The sequence below is a fragment of the Streptomyces sp. NPDC048197 genome, assembly GCF_043202395.1.
Taxonomy (GTDB): Bacteria; Actinomycetota; Actinomycetes; order Streptomycetales; family Streptomycetaceae; genus Streptomyces; species Streptomyces siderophoricus.
On sequence record NZ_JBIDAJ010000001.1, the window covers coordinates 464,925 to 484,057 of the forward strand.

Here is a 19,133-nt window from a genome sequence, read left to right on the forward strand (position 1 = left end):
CTCACTCCAGGCCCGCCTCCGCTATCGCACTGAGGACGATCTGGTGGTCCTGATCGGGAGCGCCGCCGCCGAAGCCGATCGCGCCGATCAGCCGACCGTCGCGGTGAAGTGGCACCCCGCCGGCCAGGAAGAGCAGCGGCCGGTCCAGCGCGGTGGGCAGCGTGTGGAAGAGCCCGTCGGGCCGTACCAGCTCGACGAGGTCGGCGGTCGGCGCGTCCAGCTGGAGGGCAGTGAACGCCTTGCGGGTGCTGGTCTCCCCCGAGATCAGCACGGCCGCATCGTCCCTACGGAAGCCGAGCAGATGCCCGCCCGCATCCAGAACGCTGACGCTGCCCCGCACCTCGATGCCCTCGGCCGCCCGCACGGCGGCATCGATGAGGCTCTCCGCATCGCGGGTGGTGAGTGGACGGACGACCGGAGCGCCGCTGTCGGCGGCGGAGGCGGAAGTGGGACCAGCGGTGGAAGGGGAGGTCGTGGAGGAGGGAGAGGTCGTGGAGGAGGGGGAGGTGCTCATGAGGGGTTCCTTGCGGGATTTCTTGCGGGGCTTCTTGATTGGGGGGGGAGGGCCGGCCGGGCCTTACCTGTGGTTCTGCTTGAGGCCGGACGCATGATGCTTGTGTGCAGGCGGCATTGGGGCGGTGGAGGGGGCTGCGGCAGCTCGTACGGGGGAGGCCTGCGGCGCTGCCCGTCCGGTGCGCTCGCCGTACGTCAAGCCGTACGGGGCCACCACAGGCTTCAGTGGTGCGCCGCTGCCACGGCCTCGTTGGCGACCGTGGCGGTGCCGCCCGCGGCCACCACCTGGCCACGGCCCTTCTGGCGCCGCTCCAGGGCGGAGGCGAATATCGCCACACCGAGCGCGGCGGCGGTCATCAGTGCACCGACCCAGTTGGGTGCGGTGTAGCCGAGGCCGGCCGAGATGACCAGCCCACCGAGCCAAGCGGCCAGCGCATTGCCGAAGTTGAAGGCCGCGATGTTGCCGGCCGAGGCGAGCGTGGGTGCGGCGGCCGCCTGGTCCATGACCCGCTTCTGCAGCGGCGGCACGGTCGCGAAGCCGAAGATGCCGATCAGCGCGATGGTGACCGTCGCAGCGATCTTGTTGTGCGCGGTGAAGTTGAACGCGGCCAGCGAGAGCGCCAGGCCGGTCATCGATACGTACAGCATCGGCATCATGGCGCGGTCGGTGAAACGGCCGGAGACCAGGTTTCCGCCGACCATGCCGAGGCCGAAGATGGCCGTCAGCCAGATGACGGAGGACGGGGCGAAGCCGGTGACCTCGGTCATCATCGAGGCGAGGTACGTGACCGCGGCGAAGACACCGCCGAAGCCGAGGATGGTCATCAACATCGCCAGGCCGACCTGCGGGTTGCGGAAGACCGCGAGCTCGCTGCCGATGGGCGAGGCGGCCTTCGCCCGCTGCGTGGGGATCAGCTTGATGATGCCCAGCAGGCCGATCACGCCGAGCACGGTGATGGCGTAGAAGGTGGTCCGCCAGCCGAACTGCTGGCTGAGCATCGTGCCGGCCGGCACGCCCACGACGTTGGCGACGGTCAGGCCGCTGAACATGAGCGAGATGGCGGTGGCGCGCTTCTGAGGGGCAACGAGGTCGGCGGCAACGAGAGCGCCGATGCCGAAGAACGCGCCGTGCGTGAAGGCCGAAACGATCCGGCCGACGAGCATGATCCAGAAGCTGGGCGCGACGGCCGTGAGCAGGTTGCCCACGATGAACAGGCCCATCAGCAGCATCAGCATCTGCTTGCGCGTGAAGCGCGTGCCGAGCGCCGTCATCAGCGGGGCACCGATGACCACGCCGAGGGCATAGAGGGTGGTCGCGTAGCCGGCGAGAGGGATGGAGACGTCGAAGCCGGCCGCCATGTCGGGCAGCAGGCCCATGACCGCGAACTCGGTCGTTCCGATCCCGAAAGCACCGATGGCAAGAGCCAGGAGTGCGAGAGGCATGACGGATCCCCTTCGAATGATTGCGTCCGTCCCTTACGAGCGTCCACAATAATTGCAGACGCGGGTTAATTGCAAGCGCTGGATATTTCGCCGGTGTCCTATCCTGGACCGTGCGCCCCATGAGGAGGTCTTCGATGACGCAGCAGACGCGCGAGAAGCAGGCAGCTCGACCGCAGACGGAGGCCGCGAGGGCAGGCGCCCCGCAGGTGGAGGCCGCGGGACCGGAGACCCTGGACCCCGCAGCGGCCCCGGACACCGGGTCCGGCTGCCCGCCGGCGGCCACCCCCGCCCTGGCCCAGGGCTGGTGCGCGCTCTCGGCTCTGCACAGCCGCATCGAGACGCACATCGAGCGCGCACTGCAGGCGCAGCACGACCTCAGCGTCCGCGAGTTCTCGGTCCTCAACGTGCTCAGCGAGCAGCACGACGGACCTGGCGGCCATCTGCGGATGAACCAGGTCGCGGACTCGGTCGTGCTCAGCCAGAGCGCCACCACCCGGCTCGTGACCCGCCTGGAGGACCGCGGCCTGCTGTCCCGCTATCTGTGCCCTGACGACCGGCGTGGCATCTATACGAATGTCACGGCTGAGGGGCTGGCCCTTCTGGTGGAGGCCCGGCCGACGCATGACGGGGCCCTCTACGAGGCCCTGAAGGAGGCGGCACAGCGGCCCGAGCTGGCACCGCTGGTCACAGCGGTCCAGACGCTCGCCCCGTCGCAGGCCTGAGCAGCGGTCAGGTCGGCGCGGCGGAGACGCCGAGGCATAAGGTCGCGCCCATGAGCGACATCGAGATACGCCGCGCCACCGAGGCCGATCTGCCCGCCATCGTCGCAATGCTTGCCGACGACCCGTTGGGCGCCACCCGCGAATCGCCGGACGACCTGACTCCGTACGTCGCCGCCTACACGGCACTGGCCGACGACCCGAACCAGCACCTGATCGTCGCGACGCGCGAAGGACGGACGATCGGGACCCTGCAGCTCACGGTCATCCCCGGCCTGTCCCGGCGCGGCGCCACCCGCTCGATCATCGAGGGCGTACGCGTCCACCGCGAGGAACGCAGCAGCGGCCTCGGAACCCAGCTCATCGAGTGGGCGATCGCCGAATCGCGCACGCTGGGCTGCCGGATGGTGCAGCTGACCTCCGACGCCACCCGCGTCGATGCCCACCGCTTCTACGAGCGCCTCGGTTTCGAGGCCTCCCACCTGGGCTTCAAGCTGATGCTGTGAACGAGGGACGGCGTCACCCGCGCCGGGTACGGCCCCGCGCCCGGTGTGCCCGCTGCCGGCAGGCCCCGCCGCAGTAGCGCGCGGGCCGGCCGGTGCGCGCGGCTTCGATCACCGTCCCGCACTCCGCACAGCACGTTTCGTTACGGTTTCCGGGCGAACCAGGCAGTTTCGTTACGGCGCCATGAGTACGCAACGCATCACACATCAGCGCCGTCATCCGGCCCGGCGCCCCGCCGTCCACATCCGGTCCGGACCGGGCCTGCTCCATCGAGAGACAACCCACCAGCAGCGCCTTGAGGTCGGCCAGTGCGACGTCCAGCCTTGCTGCGCCGGCGAGTTGGGCTCTCGCGAGCAAGCATTCCAGCGCCTCGTCGAAGTCCCGCCCGACCTCCGGCGAGGGCGCGAAGTGTCCCGTTCCGGCCGCCTCCAGGGCGTCACACAACGCCTTGTTCTGTGACGCGAGCCGCACCACCGAGGACAGGTAGCGGAAGAAGACCTCGCCGGGGTCGTCGACATCCACCAAGTCCCTTGCGGTGTCGGTGAAGAGCTCGATCCGTTCCACGACCGCCGCCCTGAACAGGTCTTCCTTGGAAGGAAAATGGCGGTAGACGGTGCCCGCGCCGACCCCGGCCCGGCGGGCGATCTCCCCGAGCGGCACCCCCAACCCCTGTTCCTCAAAGGCAGATCGAGCCGCCTGGAGCACCAGAGCCCTGTTACGCCGCGCATCGGCACGCGCGGGCGCATGACCGTGCCGGGCACCACCCTCCGCCCTCACCGAACCTCCTCAAGAACCTGTCCAACCGGTTCGCGCACCCCGTACTTCCAACCGGGTCGCTCATTCCGATTCTATGAGAGCGTCTGGACATGATCGTTAAGGGACTCACGGCGAGGCAGCGGAGAGGGGGACGCGGTCGAGCCCACGAGCCGGGGCCAGGGCCTGAGTGAGCGCCGCCAGACGCGGCGGAGGGGACCTGAAGCGCGCCGGGGATCTTCACATCCAGCCTGCGGCCGGAGTGCCTGGCGCGCCACCGGAGTACACCCCATCGGGCCGGTCTCCATGTCCGCGCGCTGCAGCAGGCAGCAGCACCCAACTCCGCGAGCGCGCAGGCTACTTGGTGGACAAAAAGGGGCCCTTGAGGAGCACTTCGGCGACCTCGGGCCCGAGCAAAGGAGCTGGTTTCACGTGAAACGGCGGTGCATGGTGCATCGGCGTGGGGTCGTGTTTCACGTGAAACACGACCCCACCTCCGGCCTCCTTCAGCCGGCGGACACCTCGTCCCATGCCTCGCCCGCCGCAACGGCTGCGCCCTCGGCATCCACCGAGACACCCAGCACACGAAGCCCTCCGGCCAGCGCCACCAGCGAGGCCCTGACGACGGCGAGGTCGGCGGCACGGCCGTAGTGGTTCACCCGGATCATCTCCTTGGCCAGCGTGCCCGCCGCGGCCTGCACGGGTACCGCCCCGTCCACCGCGAGTGCGGCGGCCACGATCTCCCGTGCGTCGACTCCCTCGGGCGCGCGCAGGGTCGTCGCTGCCGGCGCCGCGTCTTCGTCACGCACGACATACGGAGTCAGCTGCCCCAGGGCCCGTACACCGGCCCTGGTCGCCGCTGCCGCTGCCCGGTGCCGAATGATGACCGCATCCAGCCCCTCCGCCTCGATCCGGTCCGCCGCCTGCTCCAGAGCGAGCATCTCCAGCTGGGCCGGCGCGTGCGGCAGAGCCGTACGACCGCCGTCGAGCCAGCGTTCCTTCCAGTCCAGCAGCGACAGATACGAACGCCGCGGGGCCTGCTCATTGGCGGCGATCCGCTCCCACGCGCGGGTGCTGACCGAGGCCACGGACACTCCGGCGGGCCCGGCCAGTGCCTTCTGTCCGCCGATGACGCACAGGTCCACACCCCACTCATCGGTCAGCAGGGGCTCGGCGCCGACGGAAGCGACCGCGTCCAGCATCAGCAGCGCCCCGTAGTCCCGCACCACGGCGCCGATCTCGGCGACCGGGTTGGTGTTGCCGGTGGCCGCCTCGGCGTGCACCAGGCTCACAAAGTCGATCTCGGGGCGCTCGCGCAGGGCCTCGGCCACCTGGCGCGGGTCGACCGCCCCGGTGAACGGTGCGGAGAGGGTGACCACCTTGGCCCCGCAGGAACGCAGCCAGCCGCCGAAGGTTTCGCCGTAGGGGCCGGTGATGATGTTGAGGGCGGTGCTGCCGGGCCGTACCGCGGACCGGATGCAGGCCTCCAGCGGCAGCAGCGCCTCACCCTGCATCGTCACGACGTCGCAGCGGGTGCGCATCAGCGCGGCGACCTTGTCCTCGATGCGCGCGAAGTGGGCCGCGGTGAGGGGCGGCAGGTCGAGCAGGTCGGGGGCGGCGGTGTTCGCGGTCGGATCAGACACGGCAGTCATGGGGCCTTCCAGCGGTAGCGAGCCGCCTCGGCGCGGCTCCTGACATCAGATTCGACTGTACGTCCGGAGTCCGCGCCGCCGGTGACGGGCTTCAGACCCGCCAACCCTCCGGGTCCACCCCGCCGGGCACCGGCCCCGAAGGCTCGTAGGGGCCACGGGTGAAGACGAAGGTGCCGAGGTCGAGATGGCTGACCGCGCCCTGCTCGTCCGGCACCGCCTTCAGCGTCTCGCCCGCGTAGTAGCCGTCCAGGCCGGTCCAGGTGCCGTCGTCCTCGGCCCGGAACCGCGAGGCTCGTCCCGCCCCGGCCAGTGGGGCGAGTTCCAGCTCGCGGTCGGCCCGCAGCCGCAGCGCATGGGGGTTCGCGCCCCAGTACCAGGGCCCGGTGAGCGCCAGCAGCTCCGGATCCAGCGGTCCGGACAGCGGGCGCCAGGGCTCGGGGATCCGGGGCTCGTATGTGGTTACGATCCCGGCGAGCTCGGCAGCGATGGTGGAGACCGCAGGACCTGAGGTGCAGTTCGCCAGCACGATCGCCGCCACGTCCTCCTCCGGGTCGGTCCACAGTGCCGCCAGGAACCCGGGCATCGAGCCGGTGTGGCCGGCCAGCCGGCGCCCTTCCCGGCGTACGAGCTGGATCCCCAACCCGAACCCGGCGTCCCAGCCGTTCTCCTCCGGCGGCACCTCGGGCGTGCGCATCTCCGCCACGGTCGACGCGCTCAGCACCCGGTCGTCCCCGCGCAGCAGGAAGGCCGCCCAGCGGGACAGGTCGTCCGCTGTCGACCACAACTGCCCTGCCGGAGCCATCAGTCCGGTGTCGTGGGCAGGTTCCGGCAGCAGCGCATCCGCCCACGGATGCACCGCCCAGCCGTTCGCGTGGGGCGCCTGGGGGCCCAGCGTCGTACGGACCATGCCCAGGGGCTGGAGGACCTCGCCCCGCAGCACCTCGTACCAGGGCCTACCGCCCCGAAGCCGTTCGACCACTGCGCCGAGCAGGGCGTATCCCGGGTTGGAGTAGTGATGTCGACGGCCCGCCGTGAGCCGTTGCGGTCGCTCATCGAACAGATCGGCCGGCTCGGGGCGCAGTTCGCCCGCGGTCCGCTCCCACCACGGGCCACGCGGCTCGGCCGTCAACCCCGAGGAATGGGAGAGGAGTTGGGCGATCGTCGCCTCCGGCACCGGCGTGCCCTTGAGGTGCTTGCCCACGGGATCATCCAGACCGAGCAGTCCTTCGTCACGCAGCCTCAGCACCAGGACGGCGACCAGCGTTTTGGTGAGCGAGCCGATCCGGTACTGCATATCGCCGTGCGGCGCCTCCCCCTCGACCGAGCCCCTGCTCCCCCGCCAGACCGGTTGTCCCTCGCGCACCACCGCGCCCACCATCGAAGGCGCCCGCCCCTCGGCCTGCCCGACGGCCAGTCGGCGCAGCAGCGCCCGCCGGGTCTCGGGCAACAGCTCCGTGCACGCTTCAGAGGCCTCGCCCCCCACCGGCCTCCTGCCCACCGGCCGGCGGCCGTCCGCCACGGGCTCATGCGACTCCGCGGACTGGGTGCTGGTCATGGCGCGCTCCTCAACGACGGGTCCGACTCGACCGGCCCCCATCCTCACCTCTCACCGCAGCGCCGTCGCCCCGATAACCGCACCCAGTTCGGTCTGCTCGTCCGTCGGCAGCCAACGCGCCGCATGCACCATGTGCAGCGCGGACCGGAGCCGTACGCGGTCCGCTTCCGTTCCGAGGTAGCCGAGATACGCCGGGAGCGTCAGCCCCAGCGCCTTGAGGTCGGCCCGCGCACACCAACGCGCCACCAGCTCCCGGATACGTCCGTCCACCTCGGCATCGAGGGGCTGGGGCCGCGCGGCACCGGGCAGCGTGGGGGCGTCGGACACGTCGGCAGGCACCGCGTCGACCGTCGACCGCAGCCCCTCCGCGATCGCAAAACGGTTCCAGTCGCCGTACTGGCCCTGGTGGGCGCAGTGCTCACATTGGTCGTGTGCAGCATCGCGCCGGTCGTGCCGGCCTCCGGGCGCCTCACACACCCGCTCCGCTGCGCGCTGGAAGTAGTGGTGAGCGAGTGTGGGGCGGCCGAGCCGGCGATGGGCGTCTGCCATGTTCAGATACAGCGACGGATAGAACTCCCGAACGCGTTCATCCGCGACGCGATCGGCGCGGTCAAGGCATTCCTGGTTCCACCGCAGCGTCTCCTCCGCCGACGTCTGGTGCCGCGCCAGGTAGTGCGCGGCGATGCACGCCTCATAGTCGTCCGCGGCGATGTCCCAAGCCTGCTGGAAGAGTTCGCGCGCGGCTTCCGCCCGCCCCTCCGCCTCGGCCTGCATCCCTTCCCCGCACAACCGCACGACGGGCAGTTCTGGATCCATCCTCCCGCTCCTCTCCTCCGTCATCGCCGACCCCCGGCACCGCGTACAGGCATCACCAGCGTCGTGAAACTTCCCTGGTCGGCGGAACGGACCACGACCGGCCGGTCCGCCGAGGCGATCTCCATCAGCGCATCCGGCCCCACTCCGGCCTCCAGCGCAGGCACAAGAACCGCCGGGTCGAAGGCAATGCGGAGTGCGCTGCCCGTGAGCACGGCCCTCAGCCGGACGGGCTGCCCGCCCCCGCCCATCACCTCCAGCGTCTGAACGGTCTCTGGGTCCGCCGCCGCCGTTTCACGTGAAACATCGAGCAATCCATCGCATGTTTCACGTGAAACCGCCCGCTGTCTCCCCTCCACCTCGGCCTGCCCGCCGCCCTCGCGCTCGCCCCTGGAAGGGACCGACAACGAGACCGCCCCCGACCGCCCCGCCACGGCGTCCCGCAGCGCCACCCGGTCCACGATCAGTCGATGCCGCTCCGCTCCCAGACCCTGCAGCACCATCCGGTAGTCCGGGAACCTCGCCAGGTCCTTTACTTGTGGCTCTTCCTCGGACCCACCGCGCGCGATGTCGACGGGCTCCGGCACCTCGCGCCAGTCCGCTCGGTTCGCTCCGCTCCGCAGGCGTACGCCCGCCGTCTCCCCGTCACATTCCACGTCCACCCACACCTGCCGTACGGCCCACTCCGCCAGGCGCCGGGCAGCGTCCGCCCCGATGAGGACCTGTCGTGGTCCCCCCGCGAACTCCTCCGGCCGCAGCACCCGCACCGCCAGCCGATAGCGATCGGTGGCGACCAACCGCACCTCACCGTCGGCAAGTTCGAGCGCCACACAGCCCAGTACGGGAAATTCTTGAGCGGTCCCGCCCCGCGCGGCCGCCGGTGCCACCTGCCGTACGGCGCTGGCGAGCTCGGCACCGCACACCCGCGCCCGCGCCCAGCCGTTGCCGTACGTCGCCTCGCCGGGTACCTCTCCCAGGAACCCCGCCACGACCGCATACGCCTCATCGGCGGTCCGTCGCAGCCGTTCCAGATGCTCACGGAGTACGTCCCGTGCCGTGTCCTGCGGACCGTCCAGGACGACCGCGACATCGACCAGCGACAGCCCCGCCTCCCGCAGGCGGCGCAGCCGCACCGCCCGCGCCGCCTGGTCCGCGGCATAACGCCGATAACCCGTCGCGCCGTCCACCTGGGCCGGCTGCAGCACCCCGCAGTCGTCGTAGAACCGCAGGGCGCTCGGCGCCAGGCCCACCTGCCGCGCGAACGCGCCGATGCTCAACAGCTCGCCGGTGTTGTCCATGCACGCGATTCTGGAGCTTCAACCAACCTGAAGGTCAAAGCCCGGGATCGGTCCCGCGGCTCGTGGCCGTCGACCGGCGCCGCCCGCCCCTTCAGCGCTCCTGAGGCCGCCTCATGCCGGCGGGGCGGCGGTCGCCAGCCGGGCGAGGGCGACCGCCGCACCGCTGCCCTCCTCGGCGCTGAACACATGCACCACGAGGCCCGTCTCACCCGGTGCGGCCGGCACCTGGAGCGTCTCGTAGTCCAGGGTGAGCAGGCCGGCCACCGGGTGCCGCAGTCGCTTGCGGCCGGCACCGCACATCACGACCTCGCCGCTGTCCCAGATCCGCCGGAACTCGGCACTGTGCGTGGACAGTTCGCTGAGGAGCGCGGCCAGTTCCGTGTCCTCGGGGTAACGGCCTGCGGCGACCCGCAACTGGCCCACGGCCTCCGCTGCCCGGTCCTGCCACTCGGGATGGAGCTCCTGGGAGGCCGGGTCGCGGAAGAGGTACCGGGCATTGTTCCGGTCGCGGCGGGCCGGGTCGGCCAGGCCACCGATCAGCTCGGCACCCAGGTCGTTCCACGCCACCACGTCGAGACGGTGGTTCGTCGCGAAGGCCGGAAGGCCGCCCATGGCGTCCAGCATCCGCTGCAGCCCGGGGCTGACCCGGACCGTGGGTGCGGGGCCCCGCCGGGCATCGGCCAGCGTGGCGAGGTGCCTGCGCTCCGCCGCGTCGAGGCCGAGCGCGTCGGCGAGGGCGTCGAGCACCTCGGGGGACGGCTGGGTGTTGCGGCCCTGTTCGAGGCGCACGTAGTAGTCCACGCTGATCCCGGCGAGCTGGGCCAACTCCTCACGGCGCAGCCCTCGCACCCGGCGTCGTCGTCCGCCGGCGAGCCCGACGTCCTCCGGCGCCACCCGTCCCCGGCGGGCCCGCAGAAAGCTGCCGAGCGCCCGCCGGGAGTCGCCGACCCCGCCCATCGCCCCGGCCTCGGTTCCGTTGCCGGTGCCCTGGCCCCGGCCACCTGTCTGCTCGTTGTGGTCCGCACCGTCCATGCGGTCAAGTATGGGTGGCCCTCGCATTACCAGGACCGCCGTTCCGGCGGTTGAAGTGGGTTCTGGTTACCCGGTCGCGTACGGGAGAACGTGGCCGCATGACCGAAGCCACGCCGCAGCAGCCGAAGAAGATCCTCGTCGTCAGCGCCCATCCGGAACCCCGCTCGCTCAATGCCGTGCTGACCGCCTTCGCGGTCGAGCACCTGCGTGCGGCCGGGCATGAGGTGCGGGTGTCCGACCTCTACGCGATGAAGTGGAAGGCGACGGTGGACGCCGATGACTTCCCCGACCACGCCGCGGACGAGCGGCTGCAGGTGATGGCCGCCTCCGAGCGGGCCACGCTGGCAGGGCGGCTGGCGCCCGACATCGCGGCGGAGCAGGAGAAGGTGCGCTGGGCGGACGCGGTGATCCTGCAGTTCCCGCTGTGGTGGTTCTCGGCGCCCGCGATCCTCAAGGGCTGGATGGACCGGGTGTTCACCAGCGGATTCGGGTACGGCCCGGCAGTGCCGCCGCCCTACAGCGAGGGTGCTCTGGCGGGGCGCCGGGCTCTTGTGTCGGTGACGGTCGGCGCCCGGGAGTCCGCATTCTCCGACCGGGGCATCCACGGGCGGCTGACGGACGTCCTCCACCCGGTCCAGCACGGTCTGTTCTGGTTCACCGGCATGACACCGCTCGAACCGTTCGCGATGTACGGCACGAACGACCTGCCGGAGCCCCAACTCGCAGTGGCGAAGCGGGAGTTCGGGCGACGTCTCGACGGGCTCTTCACCGACGAACCGGTACCGTTCCGGTCGCTCGACGGCGGTGACTACGGGCGGGACATGCGACTGCTGCCGGGCGTGGAGGCACCGGGGACGGGCGGACTCGACATCCACCTCCGCGAAGCCGCGGACGCCCGCCCGGACACCGACATCCGCCCGGACGTTGCCGCCCGGCCCGGGGGCTGACTCGGGCGTCGATCGCCAGGCTGAGCTGTCGTCGTCAGGTCTGCGCCATGTCCACGAAGCGCGAGTAGTGGCCCTGGAAGGCCACCGTGATCGTGGCCGTCGGGCCGTTACGGTGCTTGGCCACGATCAGGTCGGCCTCGCCCGCGCGCGGGGACTCCTTCTCGTAGGCGTCCTCGCGGTGCAGCAGGATGACCATGTCGGCGTCCTGCTCGATCGAGCCGGATTCGCGGAGGTCCGACACCATCGGCTTCTTGTCCGTGCGCTGCTCGGGACCACGGTTCAGCTGGGAGAGCGCGATCACCGGGAGCTCCAGCTCCTTGGCCAGCAGCTTGAGGTTACGGGACATGTCCGAAACCTCCTGCTGGCGGCTCTCGGCACGCTTGGAGCCGCCGGACTGCATCAGCTGGAGGTAGTCGATGACCACGAGCTTGAGATCGTTGCGCTGCTTGAGCCGGCGGCACTTGGCGCGGATCTCCATCATCGACAGGTTGGGCGAGTCGTCGATGTAGAGCGGCGCCGCGGAGACGTCCGGCATCCGGCGGGCCAGCCGCGTCCAGTCGTCGTCCGTCATGCTGCCGGAGCGCATGTGGTGCAGCGCCACCCGGGCCTCGGCGGACAGCAGGCGCATCGCGATCTCGTTGCGCCCCATTTCCAGCGAGAAGATGACGCTGGGGAGATTGCTCTTGATGGAGGCGGCGCGGGCGAAGTCCAGCGCGAGGGTGGACTTACCCATGGCGGGACGCGCGGCGATCACGATCATCTGGCCGGGGTGCAGGCCGTTCGTGAGGGAATCCAGGTCGGTGAAGCCGGTCGGCACGCCGGTCATCTGGCCCTGGCGGGAGCCGATCGCCTCGATCTCGTCGAGGGCGCCTTCCATGATGTCGCCGAGCGGGAGGTAGTCCTCGCTGGTGCGCTGCTCGGTGACGGCGTAGATCTCCGCCTGGGCGCTGTTGACGATCTCGTCGACGTCGCCGTCCGCGGCATATCCCATCTGGGTGATGCGGGTGCCGGCCTCGACCAGGCGGCGCAGCACGGCGCGCTCGTGGACGATCTCGGCGTAGTACTCGGCGTTCGCGGCCGTCGGGACGGACTGGACGAGGGTGTGCAGGTAGGAGGCACCGCCGACCCGGCCGATCTCACCGCGCTTGGTGAGCTCGGCGGCGATGGTGATGGGGTCGGCCGGCTCGCCCTTGGCGTAGAGGTCGAGGATCGCCTGGAAGACCAGCTCGTGGGCGGGGCGGTAGAAGTCCTCGCCCTTGAGGACCTCGACGACGTCCGCGATGGCGTCCTTGGACAGCAGCATGCCGCCGAGCACGGACTGCTCGGCGTCCAGGTCCTGCGGCGGGACCCGCTCGAAGCCGCCGGGCCAGGAGCCGCCGTCGTCCTCGCGGTCCGGCCGGTCACCGCGGCCGCGGCCCTTGCCGTCGGGCCGCCGGGACCGGGCGGCCGGCAGCAGGTCGCTGGGGCCGGAGCCCGCCCAGGGGTCCTCCATGGGCTCGGGAATGCTCACCCCGGCACCTCCTCCCGTCCGCGACGCGGACCTTGCTGTGCGCTTCCTTCTTACGGCACAGCTCTGACAATCGAGACGCCCGACTCCGGTTACGGCGCGTCGAGTTCGGACGTGGTCTCAGGCCGGAACGGGCGGCGGGCGCCGGACCACGGTAGGCCCGTGGGCACCGTCCGCCAATCTGGTTATCCACAGGCCGTGTGGATGACTGGCCCCCAGCTGTGGAGAACTCCCCGGATCCTGTGCACGGGGCGGGGGAAACTTCTGTGGACAAGCACACAATCACCCCGTCCACACCGCTCTGACCTGCGGTTTCCTCATCCATAGGCTGTGGGGGAGAAAAACTTCCACCACCTGTTCAAGATCGCGGCAAATGGCACGGAGAAGACGGCGCCGGACCACACAAAGTAAGGAGTGCAAAGGGTTTGCATCTCTTACCTGTGGAAGATTAGATTGAGTGCATGACACAGGCTCCCGCGACCCCGCGGCGCAACGCCCGCCGCCACGACCGCGAGATCATCGCCCTTGCCGTGCCCGCCTTCGGCTCCCTGGTCGCGGAACCCCTCTTCGTCATGGTCGACAGCGCCGTCATCGGCCACCTCGGCACCTCCCAGCTGGCCGGCCTCGGCATCGCCGCGGGCCTGCTCACCACCGCCGTCTCCGTCTTCGTCTTCCTCGCCTACGCCACCACCGCCGCGGTCGCCCGCCGGGTCGGCGCCGGCGACCTGCCCGCCGCCATCCGCCAGGGCATGGACGGCATCTGGCTCGCCCTGCTGCTCGGCGCCGCGGTCATCGCCGCGGTGCTGCCCACCGCTCCTTGGCTGGTGGAAGCCTTCGGCGCGTCCGGCACCGCCGCGCCGTACGCCACGACCTACCTGCGCATCAGCGCACTCGGCATCCCCGCGATGCTCATGGTGCTGGCCGCCACCGGCCTGCTCCGCGGCCTCCAGGACACCCGGACCCCGCTCTACGTCGCCATCGGCGGCTTCTCCGCCAACGCCGCCCTCAACGTCGGACTGGTCTACGGCGCCGGCCTCGGCATCGCCGGCTCCGCCTGGGGCACCGTCATCGCCCAGTGCGGCATGGCCGCCGTCTACCTCACCGTCGTCGTCCGCGGCGCGCGCCGGCACGGCGCCTCGCTGCGCCCCGACGCGGCGGGCATCCGCGCCTCCGCCCAGGCCGGCGTCCCGCTGCTGGTCCGTACGCTGTCGCTGCGCGCGGTGCTGATGATCGCCACCGCCATCGCCGCCCGGCTGGGCGACGCCGAGGTCGCCGCCCATCAGGTCGTGATCACGCTGTGGAACCTGCTGGCCTTCGCGCTGGACGCGATAGCCATCGCCGGGCAGGCCATCATAGGCCGCCACCTCGGCGCCGGGGACCGGGCCGGCGCCCGGGCCGCCTGCCGCCGCATGGTGCAGTGGGGCATCGCCGCCGGCCTGGTCCTCGGGCTCCTGGTCGTGCTCTCCCGACCACTGTTCATCCCGATGTTCACCTCCGACCCCGCCGTACGGGACCCGCTGCTCACCACGCTCCTGGTGGTGGCCGTGACCCAGCCGGTCTCCGGCGTCGTCTTCATCCTCGACGGCGTCCTGATGGGCGCGGGGGACGGTCCGTATCTCGCCTGGGCGATGGTCCTGACGCTGGCCCTGTTCGCTCCGGCCGCGCTCGCCGTGCCCGCCTTCGGCGGCGGCCTGGTCACCTTGTGGTGGACCATGGCCCTGATGATGACCGTCCGCATGGTCACGCTCTTGCTGCGCACCCGGTCCGGCCGGTGGATTGTGACCGGAGCCTCTCGCTGAGACATCTCCCGCAACACTCCGCGCTTGTCAATAATGACGGGGTGCGCCCGCTTGCCAGGAAGTCCTTGCTGCCCATGACGTTCGTCCTCGTCATGGCAGCTGCCGTGGCGGGATACGCCTCGGACGAGTCGGACACCAGCACCAGAGCCAGCGGGCGGAGCAGCTTCGGCAAGTCCGGCGAGTCCGGCCAGGACCCGCAGGACCAGGATCCCGCCGCGACCGCACCGGCCGATGACGGCAACGCCTACACCCCGCGCCGGACCGAGCAGAACGCCCGGGTCGGTGTGGTCTTCGAGAAGAACGACTCCGGCGACCACTTCTGTACCGCGAGCGTGGTGCAGAGCCCGGGCCGGAACATGCTGATCACGGCCGCGCACTGCGCCTTCGACGCCGAGGCCGGAAGCACGGTCGACGACCTCGTCTTCGCCCCCGACTACCGCGACGGCGACGAGCCCACCGGCCTGTGGAAGGTCAACAAGGTGATCCTCGACGACCGCTGGGCCAAGTCGCAGGACGAGGACCTCGACGTCGCCTTCCTCATCCTGGACAAGAAGGACGGCAAGAACATCCAGGATGTCCTGGGCGGCAATACCCTCGGCATCGACCGCGGCTTCGACAACGAAGTCAAGATCACCGGCTATCCCACCAGCCGCGACACCCCGATCTCCTGCCAGAACCGCACCACGAAGTACAGCGACACCCAGATGCGCATCCAGTGCACCGACTTCGAAGGCGGTACGAGCGGAAGCCCCTGGCTGGCCGACTACGACCCCAAGAGCCACACCGGCACGGTCATCGGTGTCCTCGGCGGCCACGAAGGCGGCGGCGACCAGGACGACGTCTCGTACGCGGCGTACTTCGACGACGACATCGCCGCGCTCTACCGGCGGGCCCAGGACGACGACTGAGCCCGCCCGTCGTCGGCCACGGCGACCGCGGACCGGCACGGCGAAGGGCCGCACCCCAGGACGGGGTGCGGCCCTTCGGCTCGGTGCTGCGATTACGCGGCGACGACCTCGACGCCCAGCTTCGCGACGACCTCGGCGTGCAGACGCACGGAGACCTGGTGCGCGCCCAGGGTCTTGATCGGCGAGCCCAGCTCGACGCGGCGCTTGTCGACGTCCGGACCACCGGCAGCCTTGATCGCCGCAGCGACGTCGGCCGGGGTGACGGAACCGAACAGGCGGCCCGCGTCGCCGGCACGCACGGCCAGCTTCACGTTGACGCCCTCGAGCTGGCCCTTGACCTCGTTGGCCTGCTCGATCGTCGCGATCTCGCGGATCTTGCGACCGCGGCGGATCTGCGCGACGTCCTTCTCGCCACCCTTGGTCCAGCGGATCGCGAAACCACGCGGAACCAGGTAGTTACGGGCGTACCCGTCCTTGACGTCAACGACGTCACCGGCGGTGCCGAGGCCGGAGACCTCGTGGGTGAGGATGATCTTCATTTGTCGGTCACCCTTCCCTTATCGCGCGGTGGACGTGTAGGGCAGCAGCGCCATCTCACGGCTGTTCTTCACGGCCGTGGCGACGTCACGCTGGTGCTGCGTGCAGTTGCCGGTCACTCGACGGGCACGGATCTTGCCGCGGTCGGAGATGAACTTCCGCAGCAGGTTCGTGTCCTTGTAGTCGACGTAGGAGATCTTCTCCTTGCAGAACACGCAAACCTTCTTCTTAGGCTTGCGAGCAGGCGGCTTCGCCATTGTCTCTCTCCAGTGAGTTCAAGAAGTTTGTGCTGACGCCCTCAAGGCCGTCGCCCGTTTCACGGCGCTGTTTCACGTGAAACAACGCAGTGCCGAGCCGATACGGACTTAGAAGGGCGGCTCGTCCGAGTAGCCACCGCCGGAGCCGCCGCCCCAGCCACCGCCGCCGCCACCCTGCTGGCCGCCGCCAGAAGGTCCGCCGGTCGCCCACGGGTCGTCGGCGGGAGCGCCGCCGCCCTGCTGGCCGCCGCCGGGGCCACCGCCCCAGCCGCCGCCACCCTGGCCACCGCCCTGACCGCCACCGAAGCCGCCGCCCTGGCCACCGCGACCGCTGGTCTTGGTGATCTTGGCCGTGGCGTTCTTGAGGCTCGCGCCCACTTCCTCGACGTCGAGCTCGTAGACCGTGCGCTTCACGCCCTCGCGGTCCTCGTACGACCGCTGCTTGAGGCGGCCCTGGACGACCACGCGGGTACCCCGCGTAAGGGACTCGGCGACGTTCTCGGCCGCCTGGCGCCACACCGAGCAGGTCAGGAACAGGCTCTCGCCGTCCTTCCACTCATTGGTCTGACGGTCGAAGGTGCGGGGAGTGGACGCGACGCGGAACTTCGCGACCGCCGCACCGGACGGGGTGAAGCGCAGCTCGGGGTCGTCGACAAGATTGCCGACAACCGTGATGACGGTCTCGCCTGCCATTAGGGGAACCTCTCGGCGGGTGTGCTGCTGGCTGCTGGTGTTGCTGCTACTCGGACCCGGTTACCGCTGGACGCTGACGCGTTCAGTGGGTCTCGGGACGGAGAACCTTGGTCCGGAGGACCGACTCGTTCAGGTTCATCTGACGGTCGAGCTCCTTGACGACCGCAGGCTCGGCCTGCAGGTCGATGACCGAGTAGATGCCCTCGGGCTTCTTCTTGATCTCGTACGAGAGACGACGACGGCCCCAGGTGTCGACCTTCTCGACCTTTCCGTTGCCCTCACGGACGACGGAGAGGAAGTTCTCGATCAGCGGGGAGACAGCGCGCTCCTCGAGATCGGGGTCGAGGATGACCATCACCTCGTAGTGACGCATGGTGAACCCACCTCCTTTGGACTCAGCGGCCACGGTCGTTCCGTGGCAGGAGGGTCATATGCGTTCCGCGCCGAGCCGGGCCGGTCATCGGACAGACATGGGCGCAGACGGTACACAGTACCTGCCTGAAGTCTTCCGGTTGAAATCCGCCCGGTACACCCCCCAATCTGGAACACAACGGGTGTGAGCGGCGTTACAGTGCGCCGCCCCTGTCATCGGAGGTGCCGCATGGCACAGGCAGCCAGGATCCAGCACAGTCTGCTCTCGCTCCTCAACAGCGACGGCAAGGACCATCCCGTAGAGAACACCTTCGCCCTTGTCACCGTGGTGCTCGGCGCGATCGCCGCCTTCACCACTCTCTCTCCCAGTCTGTATCTGGTCAGTTCCTGGGTTGGCCTGGTCGGAATCGGCACCGGCCTGTGGGGTCAGTTCATCTCGTCGACGACGGGTGAGCGCTTCCTGTTGATCATCGGTCTCGGAGCCTCAGGCTTCGGCTTCTACCTCGGCATGGCGCACGGCGGCCTCTTCGGAGGCCTCATCGGATAGCCGCCCGGCCCCGGTGCCACTGCGGCATACGGGGCCCCGGCGCGTATGGCCCAGACGGGGCGCTCCCCGGCCACAGTAGGCTTCGGCGCGAGAGCCGGAGCCCCGAACAAGGGGACACACCTGCCGAGGAGCGCCCCGCATGAGCCTGACCCTGAGGACCATCAGTCGAGAGCAGCATCTGGCATACATCCAGAGCCTGCCCGCGGCGAGCCACATGCAGGTTCCGGCCTGGGCGGATGTGAAGGCCGAATGGCGTTCGGAGAGCCTGGGCTGGTTCGACGCGAGCGGTGAGCTGGTCGGCGCTGGTTTGGTGCTCTACCGCCAGCTGCCCAAGATCAAGCGCTACCTCGCGTACCTGCCCGAGGGGCCGGTCATCAACTGGTACGCGCCGAATCTGGAGGACTGGCTGCAGCCCATGCTCAGCCACCTCAAGCAGCAGGGCGCCTTCTCCGTGAAGATGGGCCCGCCGGTGATCATCCGCCGCTGGGACGCCGCCGCGATCAAGTCGGGCATCCAGAACCCGGACGTCAAGCGGCTCCGCGACGTCGAGGCGACGCACATCGAACCGCGCGCCTTCGAGGTGGCCGACCGGCTGCGGCGCATGGGCTGGCAGCAGGGCGAGGACGGCGGCGCCGGCTTCGGTGACGTCCAGCCCCGCTACGTCTTCCAGGTGCCGCTGGCCGACCGCTCGCTGGAGGAGGTCCACAAGGGCTTCAACCAGCTGTGGCGCCGCAACATCAAGAAGGCCGAGAAGGCCGGCGTCGAGGTCGTCCAGGGCGGCTACGACGACCTGGCCGAATGGCAGCGGCTCTACGAGATCACCGCGGAGCGCGACCGTTTCCGCCCGCGGCCGCTCGGCTACTTCCAGCGCATGTGGACGGCCCTCAACTCCGAGGACCCCAACCGCATGAAGCTGTACTTCGCCCGCCACAACGGCGTGAACCTCTCCGCGGCGACCATGCTCGTCGTCGGCGGGCACGTCTGGTACTCCTACGGCGCCTCGGACAACATCGGCCGCGAGGTCCGGCCCTCCAACGCCATGCAGTGGAAGATGCTGCAGGACTCCTACGCGCTCGGCGCCACGGTCTACGACCTGCGCGGCATCAGCGACTCGCTGGACGAGAACGACCACCTCTTCGGCCTGATCCAGTTCAAGGTCGGCACGGGCGGGCAGGCAGCTGAGTACCTCGGTGAGTGGGACTTCCCGCTCAACAAGCTGCTGCACAAGGCGCTCGACATCTACATGTCGCGCCGCTGACCGCTCCACCGCACCGTCCGTACTCC

Annotated in this window: 20 protein-coding genes; 7 read left to right on the forward strand and 13 right to left on the reverse strand. The window is 70.1% G+C overall.

What is annotated here, in order from left to right; all coding sequences use genetic code 11:
- Window position 1: 1 nt before the first annotated feature.
- Together ACGF4C_RS02095 and ACGF4C_RS02100 are read right to left on the reverse strand one after the other, a co-directional pair.
- A complete protein-coding gene (locus tag ACGF4C_RS02095; protein WP_393562515.1) occupies window positions 2–514 on the reverse strand; it encodes a heme-binding protein in 513 nt (170 codons plus the stop codon).
- A gap of 221 nt (window positions 515–735) precedes the next feature.
- Entirely contained in the window at window positions 736–1,956 is a 1,221-nt protein-coding gene (locus ACGF4C_RS02100) for an MFS transporter (RefSeq protein ID WP_393562517.1), read from the reverse strand.
- Window positions 1,957–2,090: 134 nt separating this feature from the next.
- On the opposite strand from ACGF4C_RS02100, the gene ACGF4C_RS02105 reads away from it, so the two are divergent.
- The gene (locus tag ACGF4C_RS02105) at window positions 2,091–2,678 is read left to right on the forward strand and encodes a MarR family winged helix-turn-helix transcriptional regulator (protein ID WP_393562518.1); all 588 of its coding nucleotides are present in this window, start codon (window positions 2,091–2,093) and stop codon (window positions 2,676–2,678) included.
- A gap of 50 nt (window positions 2,679–2,728) precedes the next feature.
- Entirely contained in the window at window positions 2,729–3,181 is a 453-nt protein-coding gene (locus tag ACGF4C_RS02110; RefSeq protein ID WP_393562520.1) for a GNAT family N-acetyltransferase, read from the forward strand.
- Window positions 3,182–3,194: 13 nt separating this feature from the next.
- Here ACGF4C_RS02110 and ACGF4C_RS02115 read toward each other — a convergent pair whose 3' ends face one another.
- From ACGF4C_RS02115 to ACGF4C_RS02140, 6 genes are all read right to left on the reverse strand, one after another.
- On the reverse strand, window positions 3,195–3,956 hold the full coding sequence (locus ACGF4C_RS02115; RefSeq protein ID WP_393562522.1) for a TetR/AcrR family transcriptional regulator: 762 nt from the start codon (window positions 3,954–3,956) through the stop codon (window positions 3,195–3,197).
- A gap of 482 nt (window positions 3,957–4,438) precedes the next feature.
- A complete protein-coding gene (locus tag ACGF4C_RS02120) occupies window positions 4,439–5,584 on the reverse strand; it encodes a pyridoxal-phosphate-dependent aminotransferase family protein (RefSeq protein ID WP_393562523.1) in 1,146 nt (381 codons plus the stop codon).
- Window positions 5,585–5,675: 91 nt separating this feature from the next.
- Window positions 5,676–7,139 (reverse strand): serine hydrolase domain-containing protein, encoded by a 1,464-nt coding sequence (locus ACGF4C_RS02125; RefSeq protein WP_393562525.1) that lies wholly within the window; start codon window positions 7,137–7,139, stop codon window positions 5,676–5,678.
- Window positions 7,140–7,190: 51 nt separating this feature from the next.
- Window positions 7,191–7,955, reverse strand: a complete 765-nt coding sequence (locus ACGF4C_RS02130) for a hypothetical protein (RefSeq protein ID WP_393562527.1) — start codon at window positions 7,953–7,955, stop codon at window positions 7,191–7,193.
- 20 nt (window positions 7,956–7,975) lie between these two features.
- Window positions 7,976–9,250: a MerR family transcriptional regulator gene (locus ACGF4C_RS02135; protein ID WP_393562528.1), complete on the reverse strand. Its 1,275-nt coding sequence runs from the start codon at window positions 9,248–9,250 to the stop codon at window positions 7,976–7,978.
- Between the two features lie 111 nt (window positions 9,251–9,361).
- The gene (locus tag ACGF4C_RS02140; protein ID WP_393562530.1) at window positions 9,362–10,282 is read right to left on the reverse strand and encodes a helix-turn-helix domain-containing protein; all 921 of its coding nucleotides are present in this window, start codon (window positions 10,280–10,282) and stop codon (window positions 9,362–9,364) included.
- A 98-nt stretch (window positions 10,283–10,380) separates the two neighbouring features.
- On the opposite strand from ACGF4C_RS02140, the gene ACGF4C_RS02145 reads away from it, so the two are divergent.
- Window positions 10,381–11,229: an NAD(P)H-dependent oxidoreductase gene (locus ACGF4C_RS02145; protein WP_393562532.1), complete on the forward strand. Its 849-nt coding sequence runs from the start codon at window positions 10,381–10,383 to the stop codon at window positions 11,227–11,229.
- 34 nt (window positions 11,230–11,263) lie between these two features.
- On the opposite strand, the gene dnaB is transcribed toward ACGF4C_RS02145, so the two are convergent.
- On the reverse strand, window positions 11,264–12,721 hold the full coding sequence (gene dnaB / locus ACGF4C_RS02150; RefSeq protein WP_362137834.1) for a replicative DNA helicase: 1,458 nt from the start codon (window positions 12,719–12,721) through the stop codon (window positions 11,264–11,266).
- A 476-nt stretch (window positions 12,722–13,197) separates the two neighbouring features.
- Between dnaB and ACGF4C_RS02155 the strand changes: the two genes are divergently transcribed.
- Entirely contained in the window at window positions 13,198–14,535 is a 1,338-nt protein-coding gene (locus ACGF4C_RS02155) for an MATE family efflux transporter (RefSeq protein ID WP_393562534.1), read from the forward strand.
- A gap of 74 nt (window positions 14,536–14,609) precedes the next feature.
- Complete coding sequence (locus ACGF4C_RS02160) at window positions 14,610–15,443, forward strand: trypsin-like serine peptidase (RefSeq protein ID WP_393562536.1); 834 nt, start codon at window positions 14,610–14,612, stop codon at window positions 15,441–15,443.
- 92 nt (window positions 15,444–15,535) lie between these two features.
- On the opposite strand, the gene rplI is transcribed toward ACGF4C_RS02160, so the two are convergent.
- The 4 genes from rplI to rpsF all read right to left on the reverse strand — a co-directional run bounded on the left by rplI (window position 15,536) and on the right by rpsF (window position 17,303).
- On the reverse strand, window positions 15,536–15,982 hold the full coding sequence (rplI, locus tag ACGF4C_RS02165) for a 50S ribosomal protein L9 (RefSeq protein WP_030412253.1): 447 nt from the start codon (window positions 15,980–15,982) through the stop codon (window positions 15,536–15,538).
- 18 nt (window positions 15,983–16,000) lie between these two features.
- The gene (rpsR, locus tag ACGF4C_RS02170; protein WP_003978893.1) at window positions 16,001–16,237 is read right to left on the reverse strand and encodes a 30S ribosomal protein S18; all 237 of its coding nucleotides are present in this window, start codon (window positions 16,235–16,237) and stop codon (window positions 16,001–16,003) included.
- Between the two features lie 108 nt (window positions 16,238–16,345).
- Entirely contained in the window at window positions 16,346–16,930 is a 585-nt protein-coding gene (locus ACGF4C_RS02175) for a single-stranded DNA-binding protein (RefSeq protein ID WP_261956679.1), read from the reverse strand.
- A gap of 82 nt (window positions 16,931–17,012) precedes the next feature.
- A complete protein-coding gene (gene rpsF, locus ACGF4C_RS02180) occupies window positions 17,013–17,303 on the reverse strand; it encodes a 30S ribosomal protein S6 (protein WP_006604399.1) in 291 nt (96 codons plus the stop codon).
- 228 nt (window positions 17,304–17,531) lie between these two features.
- Here rpsF and ACGF4C_RS02185 point away from each other — a divergent pair, with 228 nt between their 5' ends.
- Window positions 17,532–17,849 (forward strand): hypothetical protein, encoded by a 318-nt coding sequence (locus tag ACGF4C_RS02185; RefSeq protein WP_362137719.1) that lies wholly within the window; start codon window positions 17,532–17,534, stop codon window positions 17,847–17,849.
- A gap of 139 nt (window positions 17,850–17,988) precedes the next feature.
- Window positions 17,989–19,107: a peptidoglycan bridge formation glycyltransferase FemA/FemB family protein gene (locus ACGF4C_RS02190; protein ID WP_030798344.1), complete on the forward strand. Its 1,119-nt coding sequence runs from the start codon at window positions 17,989–17,991 to the stop codon at window positions 19,105–19,107.
- Window positions 19,108–19,133 lie beyond the last annotated feature (26 nt).

Bases quoted from the DNA above. Each gene is read 5' to 3' on its own strand.
- ACGF4C_RS02095 (WP_393562515.1), bottom strand. From the start codon at position 514: ATGAGCACCTCCCCCTCCTCCACGACCTCTCCCTCCTCCACGACCTCC.
- ACGF4C_RS02100 (WP_393562517.1), bottom strand. From the start codon at position 1,956: ATGCCTCTCGCACTCCTGGCTCTTGCCATCGGTGCTTTCGGGATCGGA.
- ACGF4C_RS02105 (WP_393562518.1), top strand. From the start codon at position 2,091: ATGACGCAGCAGACGCGCGAGAAGCAGGCAGCTCGACCGCAGACGGAG.
- ACGF4C_RS02110 (WP_393562520.1), top strand. From the start codon at position 2,729: ATGAGCGACATCGAGATACGCCGCGCCACCGAGGCCGATCTGCCCGCC.
- ACGF4C_RS02120 (WP_393562523.1), bottom strand. From the start codon at position 5,584: ATGACTGCCGTGTCTGATCCGACCGCGAACACCGCCGCCCCCGACCTG.
- ACGF4C_RS02125 (WP_393562525.1), bottom strand. From the start codon at position 7,139: ATGACCAGCACCCAGTCCGCGGAGTCGCATGAGCCCGTGGCGGACGGC.
- ACGF4C_RS02130 (WP_393562527.1), bottom strand. From the start codon at position 7,955: ATGGATCCAGAACTGCCCGTCGTGCGGTTGTGCGGGGAAGGGATGCAG.
- ACGF4C_RS02135 (WP_393562528.1), bottom strand. From the start codon at position 9,250: ATGGACAACACCGGCGAGCTGTTGAGCATCGGCGCGTTCGCGCGGCAG.
- ACGF4C_RS02140 (WP_393562530.1), bottom strand. From the start codon at position 10,282: ATGGACGGTGCGGACCACAACGAGCAGACAGGTGGCCGGGGCCAGGGC.
- ACGF4C_RS02145 (WP_393562532.1), top strand. From the start codon at position 10,381: ATGACCGAAGCCACGCCGCAGCAGCCGAAGAAGATCCTCGTCGTCAGC.
- dnaB (WP_362137834.1), bottom strand. From the start codon at position 12,721: ATGGAGGACCCCTGGGCGGGCTCCGGCCCCAGCGACCTGCTGCCGGCC.
- ACGF4C_RS02155 (WP_393562534.1), top strand. From the start codon at position 13,198: ATGACACAGGCTCCCGCGACCCCGCGGCGCAACGCCCGCCGCCACGAC.
- ACGF4C_RS02160 (WP_393562536.1), top strand. From the start codon at position 14,610: ATGACGTTCGTCCTCGTCATGGCAGCTGCCGTGGCGGGATACGCCTCG.
- rplI (WP_030412253.1), bottom strand. From the start codon at position 15,982: ATGAAGATCATCCTCACCCACGAGGTCTCCGGCCTCGGCACCGCCGGT.
- rpsR (WP_003978893.1), bottom strand. From the start codon at position 16,237: ATGGCGAAGCCGCCTGCTCGCAAGCCTAAGAAGAAGGTTTGCGTGTTC.
- ACGF4C_RS02175 (WP_261956679.1), bottom strand. From the start codon at position 16,930: ATGGCAGGCGAGACCGTCATCACGGTTGTCGGCAATCTTGTCGACGAC.
- rpsF (WP_006604399.1), bottom strand. From the start codon at position 17,303: ATGCGTCACTACGAGGTGATGGTCATCCTCGACCCCGATCTCGAGGAG.
- ACGF4C_RS02185 (WP_362137719.1), top strand. From the start codon at position 17,532: ATGGCACAGGCAGCCAGGATCCAGCACAGTCTGCTCTCGCTCCTCAAC.
- ACGF4C_RS02190 (WP_030798344.1), top strand. From the start codon at position 17,989: ATGAGCCTGACCCTGAGGACCATCAGTCGAGAGCAGCATCTGGCATAC.